A 19053-nucleotide genomic window follows, 5' to 3' on the forward strand; every position below is an offset into this window, starting at 1 on the left:
GTGAAATTTTTTTTACTTACTTTAGCTTTGTTAGCTATAGCTGTTGGAGGAATTGCCATTAAAATATGGGCAAAAAAAGATGGTAAATTTGCTGGAACATGTGCAAGTCAGAATCCTATGTTAAATAAAGAAGGTGAATCTTGTGGTTTCTGCGGTAAAACTTCAGACCAGTTCGAGAACTGCAACGAAACACAACATTCATAATATTTTATGAATTTACTTGACGTTATTTTCTACAGCTTCGTGGTTGTAGTATTTATTCAAGTTATTTACTATGGAGTACTTTTTGGAAGTTTTGCATTTATAAAATTAGATAAGAAACCTTTTAAAAACCTTCCAGTATCTGTATTAATCTGTGCAAAAAATGAAGCAGATAACCTAAAACAGTTTTTGCCTTCAATATTTAAACAAAACTATTCTAATTTTGAAGTTGTTTTAATAAATGATGCCTCAATAGACGAGACATTAGAGGTCATGGAATCATTTGCTGCAAAACACGCGAACACAAAAATTATTAATGTTAAAAACATTGAAGCTTTTTGGGCAAATAAAAAATACGCATTAACTTTAGGTATAAAAGCAGCAAAACACAACCACTTATTGTTTACAGATGCAGATTGCGAGCCTATTTCTAATCAATGGATTAGCGAAATGGTTGCTCGATTTACAAACGAAAAAACCATAGTCTTAGGTTATGGTGCTTACCATAAAATTAAAAACTCTTTCCTTAATAAGTTAATTCGCTACGAAACTTTATTAACTGCTATTCAATACTTTTCTTTAGCAAAATTAGGGATGCCTTTTATGGGAGTTGGAAGAAACCTAGCCTACAGTAGAGAAGAATTTTTTAAAACTAATGGATTTATTAAACATATAGATGTGCGTTCTGGTGATGACGATTTGTTTATTAACGAAGCTGCACATTCCGGAAATACAGCAATTTGCTTTACAAAAGAAAGTTTTACAACTTCTAATCCTAAAACCACATATAATAAATGGTTTCGTCAAAAACGAAGACATGTCTCAACTGCCAATCGCTATCAATTTAAACACAAATCCATTTTAGCTCTATTTTACATTACTCAAGTGTTATTTTGGGTGCTTTCAATTACTTTATTAATTTTCTTTTTTTACTGGCAATTTGTAGCATCTCTAATCATTTTTAGATTAATTATTCAATATTTAGCAGTTGGCTTTTCAGCAAAAAAATTAAACGAAACCGATGTGCTTTATTTACTTCCTTTTCTCGAACTGTTTTTAATTGGTTTTCAATTAACTATATTTATAGCAAATCTTATTTCAAAACCAAACTATTGGAAGTAGAAGAAGCCATTGCAAAAGCAAAGAAAAATAACCAAAAAGCCTTCAATTTTTTATTGGACGAATTTTGGGATTATGTGTATGGCTATCAGTTAAAGCGTGTTACTAATGAATATGATGCTGAGGATATTACTATTCAAACCTTTTCTAAAGCCTTCGATAAAATTGATAAGTACGACGAAAAATATGCTTTTAAAACATGGCTAATTACCATATCTAAAAACATTCAAATAGATTTACATAGGAAAGAAAAAAGCTCTATTAATTCTAAAATAACAGATCATGAAGATGACAAAGTGTATCGTTTACTAGACGACTCTCCTTCACCTGAAGACAAATTAATTACAGAACAAAATTTAGCAAAGTTACTACGTGATATAAAAAAACTAAAACCAAATTATCAAGAGGTAATTAATTTACGTTATTTTCAAGAACTAAGCTATAACGAAATTAGTCAAGAGTTAAACGAACCCATGAATAATATAAAAGTAAAATTGCTTCGTGCTAAAAAATTATTAGCAGAAATTATTAAAAAGTAATGCTCTCATTAAAAAAACTCGGTCCTGGTTTATTATTTGCAGGTGCTGCAATTGGAGTATCGCATTTAGTTCAATCCACAAGAGCTGGAGCAGATTTTGGATTAAGTTTGCTTTGGGCTTTAGTTTTAGTTAACGTTTTTAAATATCCATTCTTTCAATATGGACCACGTTATGCATCTGCAACTGGAGAAAGTCTTTTAGAAGGTTATAAAAGGTTAAGCAAAGGCGTACTTATTACTTATTTTGCACTCACATTTGCAACTATGTTTACTATTCAAACAGCAGTAACTATAGTAACGGCAGGTTTAGCTTCAACTTTATTTGGAGATTTTATTTCTATAAAGCTATGGACTATAATTATTCTTTTTATTTGTCTAGCCATTCTATTTTTTGGTAAGTATAAACTTCTAGATCGATTAATGAAAACTATCATTGTTACACTAACTATAAGCACAATTCTAGCTGTTATTTTAGCTTTTACTAAAACGAATAATCATTTATCTCTTATTCAAATTTTACCAAAAGAAAGTCTAGAAATTGGGTTTTTAATTGCCTTTATGGGATGGATGCCAGCACCTTTAGATATTTCTGTATGGCATTCACTTTGGACAGTAGAAAAAGAAAAAAACACTAAAAATATAACTCCCAAATTAGCACTCTTCGATTTTAACATTGGTTACATTACAGCAATCTTTCTAGGCATTGGTTTCTTGCTTTTAGGTGCTTTAGTGATGTTTAATAGTGGTGAGATTTTTAGTAGTAAAGCTGGTGTGTTTTCAAACCAACTAATTATAATGTATGCAAACAGTTTAGGAAATTGGTCTTATGTCATTATTGGTATTGCAGCTTTTACAACCATGTTTAGCACAACACTTACTACACTTGATGCTTCACCAAGAGCAATGAATAGAACTTTAGAATTATTAACTAATAAAAAACAAAAACTTGGTTATGTCTTTTGGATTTTACTCTTAACCTTTGGTACAATTTTTATTTTTTTCTTTTTCGCATCAGAAATGGGTTTACTTATAAAAATAGCAACTATTCTTTCATTTATTACTGCTCCTTTTTATGCCATAATTAATTATGCTCTAGTTAGCAGTAAACACACTCCAGAAAGGTGGAGACCATCTAAACCACTACATTTACTTAGCATTTTAGGAATTATTTTTCTAGTTGGTTTTAGTGTCTGGTATCTTACTATTTTATAGAATACTTCGTATCTTTGTAACTTGAAAGAAAAATTTATGAATACGGAAACTCCTTCAGTATTATCAGTTAAAGAAAGACAGCCTAAACCAAAATGGTTGCGTGTAAAATTGCCTACAGGAAAAAAGTACACAGAACTTCGTGGCTTAGTGGACAAGTACAAATTAAATACCATTTGCACCTCTGGAAGTTGCCCAAATATGGGTGAATGTTGGGGAGAAGGCACTGCTACTTTCATGATTTTAGGTAATGTTTGTACACGTTCATGTGGCTTTTGCGGTGTAAAAACTGGAAGACCAGAAACTGTAGATTGGGATGAGCCTGAAAAAGTTGCACGCTCTATAAAAATCATGAAAATTAAACATGCTGTATTAACTAGCGTTGATAGAGATGATTTAAAAGATATGGGAAGCATAATGTGGGCAGAAACTGTAAAATCGGTTCGCAGAATGAATCCTGAAACCACTCTTGAAACCTTAATTCCAGATTTTCAAGGTATTGAAAAGCATATAGATAGAATTATAGAAGTAGCGCCAGAAGTAGTGTCTCATAATATAGAAACCGTTAAGCGATTAACTAGAGAAGTAAGAATCCAAGCAAAATACGAGCGTAGTTTAGGTGTGTTAAAATACTTAAAACAACAAGGACAGCGCAGAACAAAATCTGGTATTATGCTAGGTTTAGGCGAAACACGCGAAGAGGTTATAGAAACATTACAAGATTTACGTGCTAATAACGTAGACGTTGTTACTATTGGTCAATACCTTCAACCTAGTAAAAAACACTTACCTGTAAAACAATTTATTACTCCAGAGCAATTTAAAGAATACGAAACTATAGGTTTAGATTTAGGTTTCCGTCATGTAGAAAGTAGTGCACTAGTGCGTTCTTCTTACAAGGCTCAAAAACATATAAATTAATATGATTACTGTTGCTATAAACGGTTTTGGTCGTATTGGACGTCGTGTTTTTAGACTATTACAAGAACACAAAAACATTAAAGTTATAGCAATAAATGACCTAGCAGATGCAAAAACACTGAGTCATCTATTAAAGTACGATAGTATACATGGTGTTTTTAAGGGTAAAATATCTTATAAAGAAAATAGTATTCTTGTTAATAAAGATGAAATCACCCTTTTAAACGAAAAGCATCCTAAAACTATAAATTGGGAACCATTTACTCCAGATTTTGTTATTGAAGCGACAGGGAAATTTAAAACATCTAAAGATTTAGAGTTTCATATAAAAAATGGAGCAAAACGTGTTATTTTATCTGTTCCGCCTGAAGATGACGCGATTAAAACTATTGTTTTAGGAACAAACGAAGGTATATTAGATAGTAATGAAACTATAATCTCTAATGCATCATGTACTACTAATAATGCTGCACCAATGATTGCTATTATTAACAAACTTTGTGGAATCAATCAAGCTTACATAACAACAGTACATTCATACACAACAGATCAAAGTTTACACGATCAACCACACAGAGACTTACGTCGCGCTCGTGCTGCAGGACAATCTATAGTACCCACAACTACAGGAGCTGCAAAAGCTTTAACAAAAATTTTTCCAGAATTAGTAAATGTTATTGGTGGATGTGGTATTCGCGTACCTGTTGCAAATGGCTCGTTAACAGATATTACGTTTAATGTAAAAAAACCTGCAACTATTAAAGCAATTAATAATGCCTTTAAAAAAGCATCAAAAAACAAATACAAGGGCATTTTAGAATATACAGAAGATCCAATTGTATCTATTGATATTGTGGGAAACCCAAACTCTTGTATTTTCGATTCTCAAATGACTTCTGTTATTGGAAACATGGTTAAAATTATAGGTTGGTACGATAACGAAACTGGTTATTCTAGCCGTATAATCGACCTGATTAACAATTTGTCGACAAAAAAAGCACTTTTATCGAGTAAATAATTATATTTGTTATAGTCAACATCGCTATAATGTATTCATTTCAGAAAACTATTTTTATATTTTTTTTGTTGTTTGGATTAACCACCTTTGCTCAAGAAGAGCTAACACAAAAAGAGATAGCCGTAATTCAGGCTGAAGTAGAAGCAGACCTGTCTTTTGCTAAAAAAAACATTGAACACTATAATTATTTACAAGCAAAAATAAGTTTAGAAAATGCTATTAATAAAGCTAAAATACTAAACAATAAAAAAAGTTTAGGGCTTATTTATTATAATCTTGGAAAAATTCATCATCTGTTAGAAGAGCCTAATCTAGCTATTAGAACACTCACTAGAGCAATACAAATTCAACGTATAACAAAAGACAATACTAGTGTTGCAGAAACCTACAAAACACTTGGTGATGTTTTACTCAAAATTAAAAAACCAAAAGAAGCTTTAGAACACTATAAATCCGCACAAACCTTTTCTAGTCTAGAAAATCTTCAAAAGCTAGAAACTGAGACTATTATAAAAAAAGGAGAAGCTTACCTCGCTTTAAAAGATTATAAAAATGCCGAAATAACCTTTAAAAAAGCCATTTCTTTATCTAAAAAACTTAATTTAAATAACTTACTAAGTATTAGCTTAATACATTTAGGAGATGTACAAATTAAAAATGGCGCACTTAAATCTGCACAAAAAAACATTGAAGAAGGTATTGCAATTGCTAAGAAAAATAATGCTACAGACAACCTTAATGATGGATATTTAAGCTTAAGTAATTTACAAGAACGCGATGGGAATTATAAACTTGCAAATAAAAATTTAAAAGCCCATATAAAACTAACAGACTCATTACTAGAAGCTAAAAATAAATTGTTATTAACTGAGAAATTTAACGAATCTAAAATTACAAATCAATTAAACGCTCAAAAACAAGTTAATGCAGAGTTAGAACAAGAGAATGAACAGGATTCTGAAACGAGTACTTTTAATCAATTAACAATTGCTTTAATTACAATACTCTCATTACTAACATTATCGCTTTACAAAAACAATAATATTAGACTAAAATCTAATCTCATATTACAAAATAAAAATAGCGAACTTATTGAAAGTAAAGAAAAAGCTGAGCTAGCTTCAAGAACCAAAGCAAATTTTCTATCTACTGTAACTCACGAATTGCGAACACCATTATACGCAGTAACCGGATTAACAAATATGCTTTTAGAAGAAGATCCAAGACCAGAACAAATACCACATTTAAACTCGTTAAAATTTTCTGGTGATTACCTTTTAACCTTTATTAACGATATTCTTCAAATTAATAAAATTGAAGCTCATAAAGTAGAAGTCGAGAAAGAAGTTTTTAATTTAAAAAAGAAAATTGAAAATGTCATTTCTGCTTTAAATAACTCAGCTAACAGCAATAATGTTAAAATACATTTTGAATTCGACAAAAAACTACCTCACAATTATTTGTCTGATCAGCTTAAAATCTCTCAAATTTTAATTAACCTAATTGGAAACTCAATAAAGTTTACAAAAGATGGAGATATTTGGGTTAGAGTGCACAAAATAGAAGTTACTAACGGTATTTATAACATAAAAATAGAAGTTGAAGACAATGGTATAGGAATTAGTAAAGAAAAGCAAGCAAAAATGTTTGATAGCTTCTCTCAAGGCTCTATTCAAATTAACAGAAAATATGGTGGAACTGGATTAGGACTTTCTATTGTAAAAGGTTTAATAGACATACTTAATGGAAAAATATACTTCGATAGCGAACTTGGAAAAGGCACGACTTTCTTTATAGAAATACCTTTTGAATTTGCAGAAGAAACAATTGAAAAAGAAAAAATAAATTATTTTAAAGACTTAAATGAAGACGTTTTAAGTAAAATCAATATTCTTTTAGTTGAAGACAACAAAATCAACCAAATGATTACTAAAAAGATTTTAAACAAACTGAAACTTAATTGCGACATTGTAGAAAATGGTGAAGATGCCATTGAAAAAGTAAAAGTTAATACTTACGGTGTTGTTTTAATGGATATTCATATGCCAGGAATTAGCGGGATTGAGGCAACAAAAATAATTAGAAAATTCAATAAAGACCTTCCTATATACGCACTTACTGCTGTAACAATAGAAGATAAAATGGTAGAGTTTGACGAAGCAGAATTTACCGATATTATTAGCAAACCATTTAAGCAAGAAGATTTCGAAAAGAAATTATTTGATGTAATCGTATTTAAAGAAAACGCTTAAACTAAATTTTGGAGTTCACTAATTCGTTAAAAACTTGCGCGTTATCTATAGTAATTGTAATGGGAAGATAGAATAAATTATCTCCTAACTGCTGCTCTTCTAAAAGTCTAACATAATCCTTCTCTGTGGTTACAACAAGCTTATGTTTAGAGATAACCTCGATTTCTTTTTTAGAAAAATCATGATGATCACCATATTCTAAATGGTTAAAGCTTAAACCTTCTTTTTTTAAAAATGCAGTTAAAGGTTTTGCATTAGCAATACCAGTTACAAGTGTAAAATCTTTTAAATCTTGTAATGCTACATTTTTTTGTTTACCTACAACTTCTCTAGCGTAACTTATGCTGCTAAAAAAAAAATGTTGGTGATTTTTAGGCTTTAATTTAGATACTATAGTTTGTTTTTGGGATTGTGACAAATCACTTGGGCATTTAGTAACAACTATTATTTGCGCACGTTTTGCACCTTGTTTTGGCTCACGTAAATTACCTGTTGGTAACACCAAATCATAACAATATAAATTAGAATACGTAGTAAGTAAAATATTAAGCTTCGCTTTAACTTTTCTATGCTGAAAAGCATCATCTAATAAAATTAAATTGGGTTGTTTTTTTAACGCTCTAAGTTTAGAAATACCATTTTGCCTATTTTCATCAACAGCAACGGTTATTTCATTTTTAAATTTATTATAAAACTGAAACGGCTCATCTCCAAGTGTTTTGGCAGAAGATGTATTGTTAGCTAACAAAAAACCTTTAGTCTTTCTGCCATAGCCTCTACTTAATGTCGCTAAAGTATAATCTTTATGTAACAGTCTAATTAAATACTCAACCATTGGTGTTTTTCCAGTTCCACCAGCACTAATATTACCAATACAAACCACAGGAAAATGGTAAGATTTAGAAGCAAATAGACCTAAATCATAAAATCTATTACGCAACCAAGTAATGCCAAAATAAATAGGCACGATTGGGAATAATAAGACTCTAATAAATTTCATTAGTAAGGTTTAAGTATAACGAAAGTAAAAATTTTATATTTGTTATAAATCAATTCATACAAATAAAATGATTATTCAAGATGTTATAAACCACCTCGAAGACTTTGCGCCTTTAGCATACGCAGAAGATTTCGATAATGTAGGATTACTAGTAGGAGATAAAAACGCTAGTTTAACAGGTGTATTAGTAACCTTAGACACTTTAGAAGAAGTTGTGGATGAAGCAATAGAAAACAACTGTAACCTAATTGTAAGTTTTCATCCTATTATTTTTAAAGGTTTAAAGAAGCTTACAGGTAAAACATATGTAGAACGCACAGTACAAAAAGCTATAAAAAACGATATTGCTATTTATGCCATTCATACTGCGTTAGATAACCATATAAAAGGTGTAAACTATATAATTTGCGAACAACTTGGATTATTAAATAGAAAAATATTAATACCACAAGTAGAAACCATAAAAAAACTTACTACTTATGTGCCAAAAAGTGAGGCAGACAAATTAAGAGCAGCCATTTTTAACATTGGAGCTGGCAGTATTGGAAACTACAGCAATTGTAGTTTTAATGTAGAAGGTATTGGCGGTTACAATGGTAATGAAAATTCTAATCCTGTTATTGGTGAAAAAGGAAAAACACATTATGAAAATGAAACAAAAATAAGTGTCACTTTCGCTAAACATCTAGAATCTAAAGTAGTAGAAACATTATTTAAAAACCATCCTTACGAAGAAGTTGCCTACGAAATAACAACCTTAGAAAACAAAAACCAGAATATTGGTATGGGAATGGTTGGCACTCTAAAAAAACCAATGACTGAACATGATTTTTTTAAGTTTTTGAAAACTACAATGAAAACCAAAAGCATACGCCATTCAAAATTTACAAATAAACAAATTCAAAAAGTAGCCGTTTTAGGAGGCTCAGGAAGTTTTGCTATTAAAGCTGCAATAGCAGCAAAAGCTGATGTTTTTGTAACTTCAGACCTAAAATACCACGACTTCTTCTCTGCCGAAAACACCATTATTTTGGCAGATATTGGACATTATGAAAGCGAACAGTACACAAAAAACGGTTTAGTTGCACATCTTACAAAAAAAATTAGTAATTTTGCAGTCGTTTTATCAAAGACAAACACCAATCCTGTTAACTATTTTTAAAGTATGGCAAAGAGTAAAGAAATAAGTGTTGAGCAACGTTTAAGAGCTTTATACGATTTACAATTAATCGATTCTAGAATCGATGAGATAAGAAACGTTCGTGGAGAACTACCTTTAGAAGTTAGTGATTTAGAAGACGAAGTCGCTGGATTAAATAAAAGATTAGAAAAACTTGAAGAGAATTTAGCAGCAACCGATACTCAAATTAGCGACAAAAAAAATCTAATTGAAGAAGCTAAAACTTTAATAAAAAAGTACAGCGAGCAGCAAAAAAATGTTAGAAATAACAGAGAATTCAACTCGATTACTAAAGAAGTTGAGTACCAAGAACTAGAGATAGAGCTTGCCGAAAAACACATTAGAGAGTTTAGAGCTCAAATAGAGCAAAAGAAAGAGATTGCAGACAAAACAAGAGCACATGCGAAAGAGCGTGAAAACCACCTTAAGCATAAAAAAAGTGAGTTGAATGCTATTTTAGCTGAAACTGAAAAAGAAGAAGAGGCTCTTATTAAAAAGTCTGAGGACTACAAGAAAAAAATAGAAGAGCGTCTTGTTAAAGCATACAACCGTATACGTACAAATGTAAAAAATGGTTTAGCAGTTGTACCAATCGAAAGAGGTGCATCAGGCGGTTCTTACTTTACTATTCCACCTCAAGTACAAATGGAAATTGCAGCTCGTAAAAAAATTATTACAGATGAGCATTCTGGACGTATTTTAGTAGACGAAGTTTTAGCTGAAGAACAACAAGCAAAAATGGAAAAAATGTTTAAAAACTTATAATTTTTTTTCTTTTAAAATCATAACAAAGCCTTCATTAAAAATGAAGGCTTTTTTTTAGCAAAATTTTAAAACAATTAAAATTAAGGTTACTTAACTTTACAGTAGAAAATTGAAAAATAAACCTATGAAAAAGTTAATACTATTAGTTTTAGTGAGTGTCATGTTTAGTTGTAAAAATACAGCCCAAAATACAGAGTTAAAAACAATCCAAGACAATATAAAAAATGCAAAACCTGTTGAAGTTCCAATAGAAAACGGAATGGCCAAAGCCTACTTTGCTAGTGGCTGCTTTTGGTGTGTAGAAGCCATTTACGAAAGCGTAAAAGGAGTAGAAGAATCTATTAGTGGTTATGCTGGTGGACATACAAAAAATCCAACTTACGAAGCTAGCAACACTGGAAGAACAGGACACGCAGAAGCTGTAGAAATTATTTACAACCCAGAAATTGTAAGTTTCGACACCTTGGTAGATGTATACTTTGCATCCCAAAATCCAACGCAAGTTAATGGTCAAGGTCCAGATAATGGCTCACAATACCGTTCTATTATTTTATATCAAAACGAAGCGCAGAAAAAAATTATCGAATCTAAAAAAGCAGATTTAGCGAGTAAACTTAACAGGATTGTTGCTGCAGAAGTATACCCATTCCAAAAGTTTTGGGTTGCAGAAGACTATCATCAAAATTACGAAAAACTACATCCAGAAAATAGGTATATCCAAGGCGTTTCAATACCAAGATTAAAACGTTTTCAAGCAAAAATGCCTGAGATTTTGAAAAAAAACCATTAATTAAAGTAATGTAAAAATGGGTAATAGTGGTTTAACGATTAATAAACCAAGGTTTTAAATAAAAATAATTAAGATTAAGCTATCAAAATTATTTTCTAAATAAATTAAACTGTTAGTATAACAATTTAAAACTCTTTGCTATATTTTCGCCTTCAACAATATCTTTATCATAACAATATATGGTTGTTTCGTAAATAATACTTTTGTCTGGATGATACATAACAACAACAAAAACTGGTGTTCTAATATCACCATCTATATCTGTTGCTCTCACATAATAGCCTTTAGCAACATTTCTTAATTTTTTTGGTGTTTTAACCTCATATAAAGATAATTGGCTAGCAATAACTTTTGTGGTTTTAGATAGGTCTAAAAAGTAATCACTAGCTACCTCACTTGGATAAAATATCTCTGTATCTACAGCCAAATCATTATTTTCATAACCAACAACACGAATTGATTCAGTATCATATAATTCTATGTTTTTAGTTGTTTCGTAAGAAAAAAAATATTTTTCGGAAGTAATCGTTGTTTGAGCAAAACCCATTTGAATTATTCCTATTAGAAAAACTGCAGTATAAATTATATTTTTAATTATGTGTTTTGTTTTTATTTACTTACAATAAGTAATTATTTATCTGTTAGTGCTTAAGTTCTAATTTTGGTTTTTAAAATATAGTCACTTTTTAAAGAATGATTATAGAAAAATTTAAAAAATCTAAATATTAGTAGCCATACTCTTAAAAATTAATGGATACAATTTATCTTTTGTTCTAAATATGCTTAAAAACTTTTTAAGGTAAAACCAAAAGTTAAAAAACGATCTTCTTGTTTTTGATCTCCAATAACAAGGCTCTCGAAAGTGTGCCTATAATTAACTTTAAGATTTAAAAATTTCCATACAGGAAACTTCAAACCAACATCGCCTTGCCAACGAAAGTTATCACTTTGTGCTAAAGAAGGTTGGAAATAAATTTCATGATTAAAAATCAACTTTTCTTTAAATAAATAATACTTACCGTTTACCCAAATTGTGCCTCTAAAGGTGTTTATAGACTCCATACCATCGTAGTTGTTATAATTAAAGTCTGTATTAGAAAAGTTAGTATTCTCATATTCGCTAGACAAAGACAGTTTAAGCTAATCTTTTTCTTTCTCAAGAATCTGGAATGTTACACCAGCACCAAACAAGTAACGCAAATCTATTGCTCTTCTATAATTTGTACTAACAAAACCCAAAACAAAAGGATAGATTTTTTGCTCTGGATTTAGATATAAAAAGTTAAGACTTAAAATATCTTCATCTGCTTTTTCTTTACCAAATTCTTGAAATACATAAGAGTTCTGGTTTTTAAAAACCCACTTTTTCCATGGTTTAAAACTAAAGTCTGATTTTGCTCTAAATATTACTGTTTCTACATTTCCGCGTTGGTAAAAACCAGTAAGTGACATACTGGCTTTAACGCTCAATGTATCGCTCTCATTAATTTGGGCAAACAGTACAATTGGGAAAATAAATCAAAAATAGAATCGTTTTTTCATTGTTTAAACTAATACTTTATTGCCTTTAGTTCAAAAATTAAAGGATATAATTTGTCTTTTGTTACATACATTCCAGATGGAGTTTCTATTAAATTTGGCAAAACATTATAAGGTGCTTCATCATGCTCCTTTAAATACTCAATATGTAATCCAGCTTCAGTTAAAGCATTAATAACTTCACTTAAACCATGATTCCATCCATATTCTTTAGTTACCATTTTAGAGTCTTGGTTAGCGTAGGTGCCTTCATATTCTTCATAAATCACTTCATCTTGCATATAACCGTATTTCATAATGGGTTTACCTTCTAAGTAATCGAACATCCAAACTATTGGGTGAAACTCAACCATATAAAAAACACCTCCTTTGTTCAGTTTTTCGGCAATCATCTGTCCCCAAGGCTTTAAATCTGGTAACCAACCAATAACACCATAACTGGTATAAACAATATCGAAGGTTTCTTTTATATGTGCTGAAGCGTCTAAAACATTACAACAAACAAAATTAGCATCTAATTGCAACTCTGTGTTTAATTGTGTTGCTAATGCGATACCTTCATCGCTTAAATCTACTCCAGTACATCTTGCTCCTAACCTACTCCAACTTAAAGTATCTTGACCAAAATGACACTGTAAATGTAGTAGTGTTTTACCATTAACATCTCCTAAAGCATCCAATTCATACTGCATTAAGGAAGTCTTACCGTTTTTAAAAGCTTCCATTGCATACATCTCACTTTTAGCATGTACTTTTACTTTAGTATTCCAAGTTGCTTTATTTACCTCAAAATATTGAGAATTTGTGCTCATAACTGTTTGGTATTTTACCAAAACTAATTATTATTTCTTAGCTTTGAAAGAAAACTAAAAACCATGTATAGATTACTTATTATTTGTGTGCTCATTTTAGCGTCTTGCAAACAAGAAAAACCTGAAATTGAATTAACACTAGCTCAAAAAATTGCTAATGCGCATGGTTTTGAAAATTGGGATAAGGTTAAGGAATTTCACTTTACATTTAATGTTAACAAAGACAGTTCTCATTTTGGGCGTTCTTGGGTATGGAAACCAAAAGCAAACGAGGTAACAATGCTTACAGAAAAGGACACTATTACATACAACACGTCTAAAATAGAACAAGAAAGCATAAACACAGATCGCGCCTTCATTAACGATAAATATTGGGCTTTGTTACCTTTTCAATTAATTTGGGACACTAGCGCAACATTAGGAGAACCTTTTAAAGTTGAAGCACCTATAAGTAAAATAGAACTTAATAAAGTTACGTTAACCTATCCTTCAGATGGTGGTTATACACCAGGCGATGCCTATGATATTTTTTATGATGACTACTTTATTATAAAAGAATGGGTTTATAGAAAAGCAAATGCTAATGAACCATCAATGACCAATACCTTTGAAAACTACGAGAAATTTAGTGGTATTAAAATAGCTCAAGACCATAAAAAAGCTGAAGGCAATTAGAACCTTAATTTCACGAATATTAAAGTAATTACAGAATAACAACTAAAAACTAAAAAGTGTCAAACCATATTTTAGGTATAGCCTATGCTAAGCAATTAGACAAAGAAGATACAGTATCGCATTATAGAGAGCAATTTCATATTCCAAAAGACAAAGACGGAAATAACTGGCTGTACTTTACAGGAAACTCGCTTGGTTTACAACCAAAAGCCACTCAAAAATACATTCAGCAAGAATTAGAAGATTGGGCAAATTTTGGTGTAGAAGGCCATTTTGAAGCTAAAAATCCATGGATGCCATATCATGAATTCCTAACAGAATCTATGGCGAAAATTGTAGGTGCAAAACCTATTGAGGTTGTTATAATGAATACTTTAACAACTAATTTACACTTACTTATGGTAAGTTTTTACCAACCAACAAAAACAAAATACAAGATTGTAATAGAAAGTGATGCTTTTCCAAGCGATAGGTATGCTGTACAAACACAATTAGATTTTCATGGTTTTGATGCAAACGAAGGCTTAATAGAGTGGAAACCAAGACCAGGCGAAGAGCTTTTAAACATTGAAGATTTAGAAACTATACTTGAAAAACAAGGCGATGAAATTGCTTTACTACTTATTGGAGGTGTAAATTATTACACAGGGCAATATTTAGATTTAAAAAAAATAACACAATTAGGTCATGCTAAAAACTGTATGGTTGGCATAGATTTAGCACATGGCGTTGGTAATATAAAACCAGATTTACATAACTCTGGAGTAGATTTTGCAGCTTGGTGTACTTACAAATATTTAAACTCTGGACCTGGAAGTCTAGGAGGACTTTTTGTACACGAAAAACATGCACATAATAAAAAATTAAAACGTTTTGCTGGATGGTGGAGCCATAATAAAGCTACTCGTTTTAATATGAGGCAACCTCTAGATGTTATTCCTGGTGCAGAAGGTTGGCAACTTAGTAATCCACCAATTTTATCTATGGCAGCAATTAAGGCTTCTTTAGATATGTTTAACGAAGTCGGAATGGATGCACTTCGCGAGAAATCTGAAAGACTAACAGGTTATTTTGAGTTCTTAATTAATGAATTAAACAACAATAAAATTAAAATAATTACACCATCTAATCCAACTGAAAGAGGTTGTCAACTCTCTATTCAAGTAAAAGATGCCGATAAAAATTTACATAAAAAATTAACCGAAGCACATATTATTACAGATTGGAGAGAACCAGACGTAATACGTTGTGCTCCTGTGCCTTTGTATAATACTTTTGAAGATGTTTATAGAATGGTTGATAAATTGAAAGCTATTTTGAATTAAATTTTGAATACATTTCATAAAATAATTAGAGGAGAAAACATTATTGTTAAAATAAAAAAGAAAAGTGAAGTATCATTTTGGGAATTTCAAATCCTAGGTATTTTTAGCTTATTTACTAAACAGGGTTATGATTGTTTTTTTATTACAGATAAAAGAATTTTATTTTTAATAAAAGGTGAAATTATTACAAATATTGAGTATAACGATTTTAACAAAATCATATTTAACTCTCTAAACGATACATTAAAAATCGTGACTAATAGTGACAAAGAACAAATAGTATCATTAAAAAAACTAAGATTATCATTTGAAGAAATTCAATATCTAAAAAACAAACTAAATGCCTAAATCTCAAAACATACTAATCATTGGAGCAGGACTTTGCGGAAGTCTTTTAGCATTACGTTTAGCACAAAGAGGCTATACTGTTAACGTTTACGAAAGCAGACCAGATTTACGTACAACCGATATCTCTGCAGGACGTTCAATAAACTTAGCACTATCTGCTCGTGGTTTAAGAGCACTACGATTAGCAGGAATAGAAGACAAAGTCAAACCCTTATGTATACCAATGTATGGTAGATTAATGCACGACACACAAAGCAATACATTTCCTTCTAACTATTCTGGTCGCAAAGGCGAATTTATTAACTCTATTTCTAGAGGAGAGCTAAACGGATTGCTACTTACTGAAGCTGATAAATATGACAATCTAACCATTCATTTTAATAAAAAATGCAATAGTATAGATATAGAAAATAATACAGCACAACTTTACGATTACGAAACCAAAAAAGAATTTGAAGCAAAAGGCGATGTCCTTTTTGGTGCAGATGGTGCAGGATCCTCTTTACGTAAAGCCTATTTTTTAGAACGTAAATTTTTGTTCAGTTTTTCTCAAAATTATCTAACACACGGTTATAAAGAATTAGAAATTCCTGCCTCAAAAGAAGGCAAACACCAAATAAGTAAAGACTATTTACACATTTGGCCAAGAGGCGAATACATGCTAATTGCACTACCTAATTTAGATGGAAGCTTTACAGTAACGCTCTTTTTAAGTTATGAGGAAGGCGAATATAATTTCAATAATCTTACTACAGAAAAAACTATAAAAGCCTTTTTCGAATCGCAATTTCCTGATGCTTTAGCTTTAATTCCTAATATACTTGAAGAATTTACCAATAACCCAACAGGACCTTTAGGCACTATAAAATGTTCACCTTGGCATTACCAAGGTAAAAATGTATTATTAGGTGATGCTGCACATGCTATTGTGCCATTTTATGGACAAGGCATGAATGCTTCTTTTGAAGATGTCACTGTATTTAATACTGTTTTAGAGCAACATGAAGGCGATTGGGAAACCATTTTTAAAGTATACGAAAAAACAAGAAAAGCAGATACAGATGCAATAGCAGACTTAGCCATAGATAACTATTACGAAATGCGTGATCATGTGGCAAACCCAATGTTTAAAGAAAAGCGTATTTTAGAGATGGCTTTAGAAAAAGAATTTCCTGAAGAGTATTTCTCGAAATACTCGATGGTAACTTTTAAAGAAGACATTCCGTACAGCCAAGCCATGAAAAAAGGAAGAGCGCAAGACAAAGCAATTTTAAATATGATTGCAGACAAAACCATTAACATGAAAGACGATTTAAAAATTATATTAAAAAAAGTGCAACAAGAAACTAATGCCATTCTAGAAGACGATAGAATTGCAGGATTGAAATAAAATTATGAGTGAAAAAACAGTAACACCAAGAGGAGCATATCCACATGTAAGACAAGTAGGCGATTTTATTTTCGTTTCAGGAACCAGTTCTAGAAGAGCAGACAATACCATAGCTGGAGTGGATACTATTGACGAAATGGGAACAAAAAAATTAAACGCTTATACGCAAACACAAGAGGTTTTAAAAAATATAGACACCAACCTTAAAAAAGTTGGAGCCAGTTTAAAAGACGTAGTAGATGTCACTTCCTTTTTAGTAAACATGAATGACTTTGCAGATTATAATAAGGCTTATGCAGAGTTTTTCGAAAAAGAAACAGGACCAACACGCACTACAGTAGCAGTACATCAATTACCTCATCCAGATTTGGTAATTGAGATTAAGGTGATGGCTTATAAACCGAAATAATTTAGTTATTCTGTCATTCCGAAGGAGCACAGCAACTAGGAATCACATCATAATATTCTCGTATTCGTTCGAAATGACAAAAAAATATGAACATTCAAAACTACATAAACGGCAATTTCCACGATCCAATTCAAAATAATTGGATAGATAACTATAACCCAAGTAACGGAGAAGTATACGGACAAATACCAAACTCAACTAAAGAAGATGTAGAGAATGCATACATCGCTGCAAAATCTGCATTTCCTGTTTGGTCTCAAACAAGTATAGATGAACGTAGTAGAATTTTAATAAAAATATCCGAATTACTTGAAGCTAATCTAAATCGTTTTGCTGAAGCAGAAAGCAAAGACAATGGCAAACCAATTAGTTTAGCAAAAGCAGTAGACATTCCAAGAGCTGCAAGTAATTTCAGGTTTTTTGGTAATGCTATTACACAGTTTGCAAGCGAAAGCCACGAAAGTATTGGAGAAGCCATAAATTACACATTACGTCAACCTATAGGTGTTGTAGGTTGTATTTCTCCATGGAATTTACCTCTTTATTTATTTACCTGGAAAATTGCTCCAGCCATTGCTGCTGGAAATTGTGTGGTTGCCAAACCAAGTGAAGTCACACCAATGACAGCTTATTTATTAGGTAAAATCTGTAATGAAGCTGGACTCCCAAAAGGCGTTTTAAATATAGTGCATGGTCTTGGTGGATCTACAGGTCAAGCCATTATCGAGCATGAAGACATTAAAGCGATAAGTTTTACAGGAGGAACAGCAACAGGAGCACATATTGCAAGAGTTGCTGCACCACTATTTAAAAAACTCTCGCTAGAATTAGGTGGAAAAAACCCAAATATTATTTTTGCAGATTGCGATTATGACGATATGTTAGACACAACTGTAAGATCTTCTTTTGCTAACCAAGGTCAAATTTGCCTATGTGGAAGTCGCATTTTTGTAGAAGCTACTGTTTATAAAAAGTTTAAAAAAGATTTTGTTGAAAAAATAAAGGCTTTAAAAGTTGGGCATCCAAGTGAAGCTTCAACTAATATTGGCGCATTAGTCTCTAAAACACATTTAGAAAAAGTAAAAGAATATATAGAAATTGCCAAAACAGAAAACGGAAACATACTCTGTGGAGGAAATGAAGTTTCTGTAAATGGTTACGAAAATGGCTATTATTTGCAACCTACTGTTATAGAAGTTCCTACAGATGAATGCAGAGTAAACCAAGAAGAAATTTTTGGACCAGTAGTAACCATAATGCCTTTTAATACAGAAGACGAAGTCTTGCAAATGGCAAACAAAGTGAAATACGGATTGTCTGCAACACTTTGGACTAACAACCTTAAACGTTCTATGCGCATGAGTAATCAATTACAAGCAGGAATTGTTTGGGTTAACACATGGATGCTTCGCGATTTACGCACACCATTTGGTGGTGTAAAAGCCTCTGGTGTTGGACGTGAAGGTGGTTTTGAAGCGTTACGTTTCTTTACTGAAGCTAAAAATGTTTGTATAAAATATTAAAAAATTAAAAGAAATGTCTCCTCGAGTACAGTCGAGAGG

At 31.3% G+C, this 19053-nt stretch carries 21 protein-coding genes; 16 read left to right on the forward strand and 5 right to left on the reverse strand.

Annotated features, from left to right (window positions below):
• From P8H50_RS09770 to P8H50_RS09800, 7 genes are read left to right on the forward strand one after another with little or no spacing between them, the layout of a single operon-like run.
• The gene (locus P8H50_RS09770) at positions 1 to 204 is read left to right on the forward strand and encodes a membrane or secreted protein (protein ID WP_300208399.1); all 204 of its coding nucleotides are present in this window, start codon (positions 1 to 3) and stop codon (positions 202 to 204) included.
• Positions 205 to 210: 6 nt separating this feature from the next.
• Positions 211 to 1323 carry a glycosyltransferase gene (locus P8H50_RS09775; protein ID WP_300208402.1) on the forward strand — a complete coding sequence of 371 codons (1113 nt, stop codon included), beginning with the start codon at positions 211 to 213 and terminating at the stop codon, positions 1321 to 1323.
• Positions 1314 to 1859, forward strand: a complete 546-nt coding sequence (locus P8H50_RS09780) for a sigma-70 family RNA polymerase sigma factor (protein ID WP_300208405.1) — start codon at positions 1314 to 1316, stop codon at positions 1857 to 1859. The genes P8H50_RS09775 and P8H50_RS09780 overlap by 10 nt, the downstream gene beginning before the upstream one ends.
• Entirely contained in the window at positions 1859 to 3070 is a 1212-nt protein-coding gene (locus P8H50_RS09785; RefSeq protein WP_300208408.1) for a divalent metal cation transporter, read from the forward strand. Before P8H50_RS09780 ends, P8H50_RS09785 begins: the two co-directional genes overlap by 1 nt.
• Before the next feature lie 36 nt (positions 3071 to 3106).
• The gene (lipA, locus tag P8H50_RS09790; RefSeq protein ID WP_300208411.1) at positions 3107 to 3988 is read left to right on the forward strand and encodes a lipoyl synthase; all 882 of its coding nucleotides are present in this window, start codon (positions 3107 to 3109) and stop codon (positions 3986 to 3988) included.
• A gap of 1 nt (position 3989) precedes the next feature.
• A complete protein-coding gene (gene gap, locus P8H50_RS09795; RefSeq protein ID WP_300208413.1) occupies positions 3990 to 5006 on the forward strand; it encodes a type I glyceraldehyde-3-phosphate dehydrogenase in 1017 nt (338 codons plus the stop codon).
• A 29-nt stretch (positions 5007 to 5035) separates the two neighbouring features.
• Complete coding sequence (locus P8H50_RS09800; RefSeq protein ID WP_300208415.1) at positions 5036 to 7258, forward strand: ATP-binding protein; 2223 nt, start codon at positions 5036 to 5038, stop codon at positions 7256 to 7258.
• 1 nt (position 7259) lies between these two features.
• Here P8H50_RS09800 and lpxK read toward each other — a convergent pair whose 3' ends face one another.
• Entirely contained in the window at positions 7260 to 8258 is a 999-nt protein-coding gene (gene lpxK, locus P8H50_RS09805) for a tetraacyldisaccharide 4'-kinase (RefSeq protein WP_300208417.1), read from the reverse strand.
• Between the two features lie 67 nt (positions 8259 to 8325).
• Between lpxK and P8H50_RS09810 the strand changes: the two genes are divergently transcribed.
• The 3 genes from P8H50_RS09810 to msrA all read left to right on the forward strand — a co-directional run bounded on the left by P8H50_RS09810 (position 8326) and on the right by msrA (position 10993).
• Positions 8326 to 9420 (forward strand): Nif3-like dinuclear metal center hexameric protein, encoded by a 1095-nt coding sequence (locus P8H50_RS09810; RefSeq protein WP_300208419.1) that lies wholly within the window; start codon positions 8326 to 8328, stop codon positions 9418 to 9420.
• A 3-nt stretch (positions 9421 to 9423) separates the two neighbouring features.
• Complete coding sequence (locus tag P8H50_RS09815) at positions 9424 to 10203, forward strand: C4-type zinc ribbon domain-containing protein (protein WP_300208422.1); 780 nt, start codon at positions 9424 to 9426, stop codon at positions 10201 to 10203.
• Positions 10204 to 10327: 124 nt separating this feature from the next.
• Positions 10328 to 10993 (forward strand): peptide-methionine (S)-S-oxide reductase MsrA, encoded by a 666-nt coding sequence (gene msrA / locus P8H50_RS09820; RefSeq protein WP_300208424.1) that lies wholly within the window; start codon positions 10328 to 10330, stop codon positions 10991 to 10993.
• Positions 10994 to 11105: 112 nt separating this feature from the next.
• Here msrA and P8H50_RS09825 read toward each other — a convergent pair whose 3' ends face one another.
• The 4 genes from P8H50_RS09825 to P8H50_RS09840 all read right to left on the reverse strand — a co-directional run bounded on the left by P8H50_RS09825 (position 11106) and on the right by P8H50_RS09840 (position 13344).
• Positions 11106 to 11540 (reverse strand): hypothetical protein, encoded by a 435-nt coding sequence (locus tag P8H50_RS09825; protein ID WP_300208426.1) that lies wholly within the window; start codon positions 11538 to 11540, stop codon positions 11106 to 11108.
• 236 nt (positions 11541 to 11776) lie between these two features.
• Positions 11777 to 12121, reverse strand: coding sequence for a DUF481 domain-containing protein (locus tag P8H50_RS09830; RefSeq protein WP_300208428.1), 345 nt, complete (start codon positions 12119 to 12121; stop codon positions 11777 to 11779).
• Between the two features lie 12 nt (positions 12122 to 12133).
• Positions 12134 to 12463, reverse strand: a complete 330-nt coding sequence (locus P8H50_RS09835; protein ID WP_300208430.1) for a hypothetical protein — start codon at positions 12461 to 12463, stop codon at positions 12134 to 12136.
• 80 nt (positions 12464 to 12543) lie between these two features.
• The gene (locus P8H50_RS09840) at positions 12544 to 13344 is read right to left on the reverse strand and encodes a class I SAM-dependent methyltransferase (protein ID WP_300208432.1); all 801 of its coding nucleotides are present in this window, start codon (positions 13342 to 13344) and stop codon (positions 12544 to 12546) included.
• 63 nt (positions 13345 to 13407) lie between these two features.
• Here P8H50_RS09840 and P8H50_RS09845 point away from each other — a divergent pair, with 63 nt between their 5' ends.
• The 6 genes from P8H50_RS09845 to P8H50_RS09870 all read left to right on the forward strand — a co-directional run bounded on the left by P8H50_RS09845 (position 13408) and on the right by P8H50_RS09870 (position 19014).
• Complete coding sequence (locus P8H50_RS09845; protein WP_300208434.1) at positions 13408 to 14019, forward strand: hypothetical protein; 612 nt, start codon at positions 13408 to 13410, stop codon at positions 14017 to 14019.
• A gap of 56 nt (positions 14020 to 14075) precedes the next feature.
• Complete coding sequence (gene kynU, locus P8H50_RS09850) at positions 14076 to 15344, forward strand: kynureninase (RefSeq protein ID WP_300208436.1); 1269 nt, start codon at positions 14076 to 14078, stop codon at positions 15342 to 15344.
• Between the two features lie 3 nt (positions 15345 to 15347).
• Entirely contained in the window at positions 15348 to 15692 is a 345-nt protein-coding gene (locus P8H50_RS09855) for a hypothetical protein (protein WP_300208438.1), read from the forward strand.
• Complete coding sequence (locus P8H50_RS09860; protein ID WP_300208440.1) at positions 15685 to 17082, forward strand: NAD(P)/FAD-dependent oxidoreductase; 1398 nt, start codon at positions 15685 to 15687, stop codon at positions 17080 to 17082. The genes P8H50_RS09855 and P8H50_RS09860 overlap by 8 nt, the downstream gene beginning before the upstream one ends.
• A 4-nt stretch (positions 17083 to 17086) precedes the next feature.
• Positions 17087 to 17491 (forward strand): RidA family protein, encoded by a 405-nt coding sequence (locus P8H50_RS09865; protein ID WP_300208442.1) that lies wholly within the window; start codon positions 17087 to 17089, stop codon positions 17489 to 17491.
• 86 nt (positions 17492 to 17577) lie between these two features.
• A complete protein-coding gene (locus P8H50_RS09870; protein ID WP_300208444.1) occupies positions 17578 to 19014 on the forward strand; it encodes an aldehyde dehydrogenase in 1437 nt (478 codons plus the stop codon).
• Positions 19015 to 19053 lie beyond the last annotated feature (39 nt).

Source organism: Lacinutrix sp. (genome assembly GCF_029238095.1).
Taxonomy (GTDB): Bacteria; Bacteroidota; Bacteroidia; order Flavobacteriales; family Flavobacteriaceae; genus Lacinutrix.

Excerpts from the sequence above, each read along its gene's own strand:
- P8H50_RS09815 (WP_300208422.1), top strand. The coding sequence starts at position 9,424 with ATGGCAAAGAGTAAAGAAATAAGTGTTGAGCAACGTTTAAGAGCTTTA.
- gap (WP_300208413.1), top strand. The coding sequence starts at position 3,990 with ATGATTACTGTTGCTATAAACGGTTTTGGTCGTATTGGACGTCGTGTT.
- P8H50_RS09800 (WP_300208415.1), top strand. The coding sequence starts at position 5,036 with ATGTATTCATTTCAGAAAACTATTTTTATATTTTTTTTGTTGTTTGGA.
- msrA (WP_300208424.1), top strand. The coding sequence starts at position 10,328 with ATGAAAAAGTTAATACTATTAGTTTTAGTGAGTGTCATGTTTAGTTGT.
- P8H50_RS09775 (WP_300208402.1), top strand. The coding sequence starts at position 211 with ATGAATTTACTTGACGTTATTTTCTACAGCTTCGTGGTTGTAGTATTT.
- lipA (WP_300208411.1), top strand. The coding sequence starts at position 3,107 with ATGAATACGGAAACTCCTTCAGTATTATCAGTTAAAGAAAGACAGCCT.
- P8H50_RS09810 (WP_300208419.1), top strand. The coding sequence starts at position 8,326 with ATGATTATTCAAGATGTTATAAACCACCTCGAAGACTTTGCGCCTTTA.
- P8H50_RS09825 (WP_300208426.1), bottom strand. The coding sequence starts at position 11,540 with ATGGGTTTTGCTCAAACAACGATTACTTCCGAAAAATATTTTTTTTCT.
- P8H50_RS09860 (WP_300208440.1), top strand. The coding sequence starts at position 15,685 with ATGCCTAAATCTCAAAACATACTAATCATTGGAGCAGGACTTTGCGGA.
- P8H50_RS09785 (WP_300208408.1), top strand. The coding sequence starts at position 1,859 with ATGCTCTCATTAAAAAAACTCGGTCCTGGTTTATTATTTGCAGGTGCT.
- P8H50_RS09845 (WP_300208434.1), top strand. The coding sequence starts at position 13,408 with ATGTATAGATTACTTATTATTTGTGTGCTCATTTTAGCGTCTTGCAAA.
- P8H50_RS09870 (WP_300208444.1), top strand. The coding sequence starts at position 17,578 with ATGAACATTCAAAACTACATAAACGGCAATTTCCACGATCCAATTCAA.
- P8H50_RS09865 (WP_300208442.1), top strand. The coding sequence starts at position 17,087 with ATGAGTGAAAAAACAGTAACACCAAGAGGAGCATATCCACATGTAAGA.
- lpxK (WP_300208417.1), bottom strand. The coding sequence starts at position 8,258 with ATGAAATTTATTAGAGTCTTATTATTCCCAATCGTGCCTATTTATTTT.
- P8H50_RS09840 (WP_300208432.1), bottom strand. The coding sequence starts at position 13,344 with ATGAGCACAAATTCTCAATATTTTGAGGTAAATAAAGCAACTTGGAAT.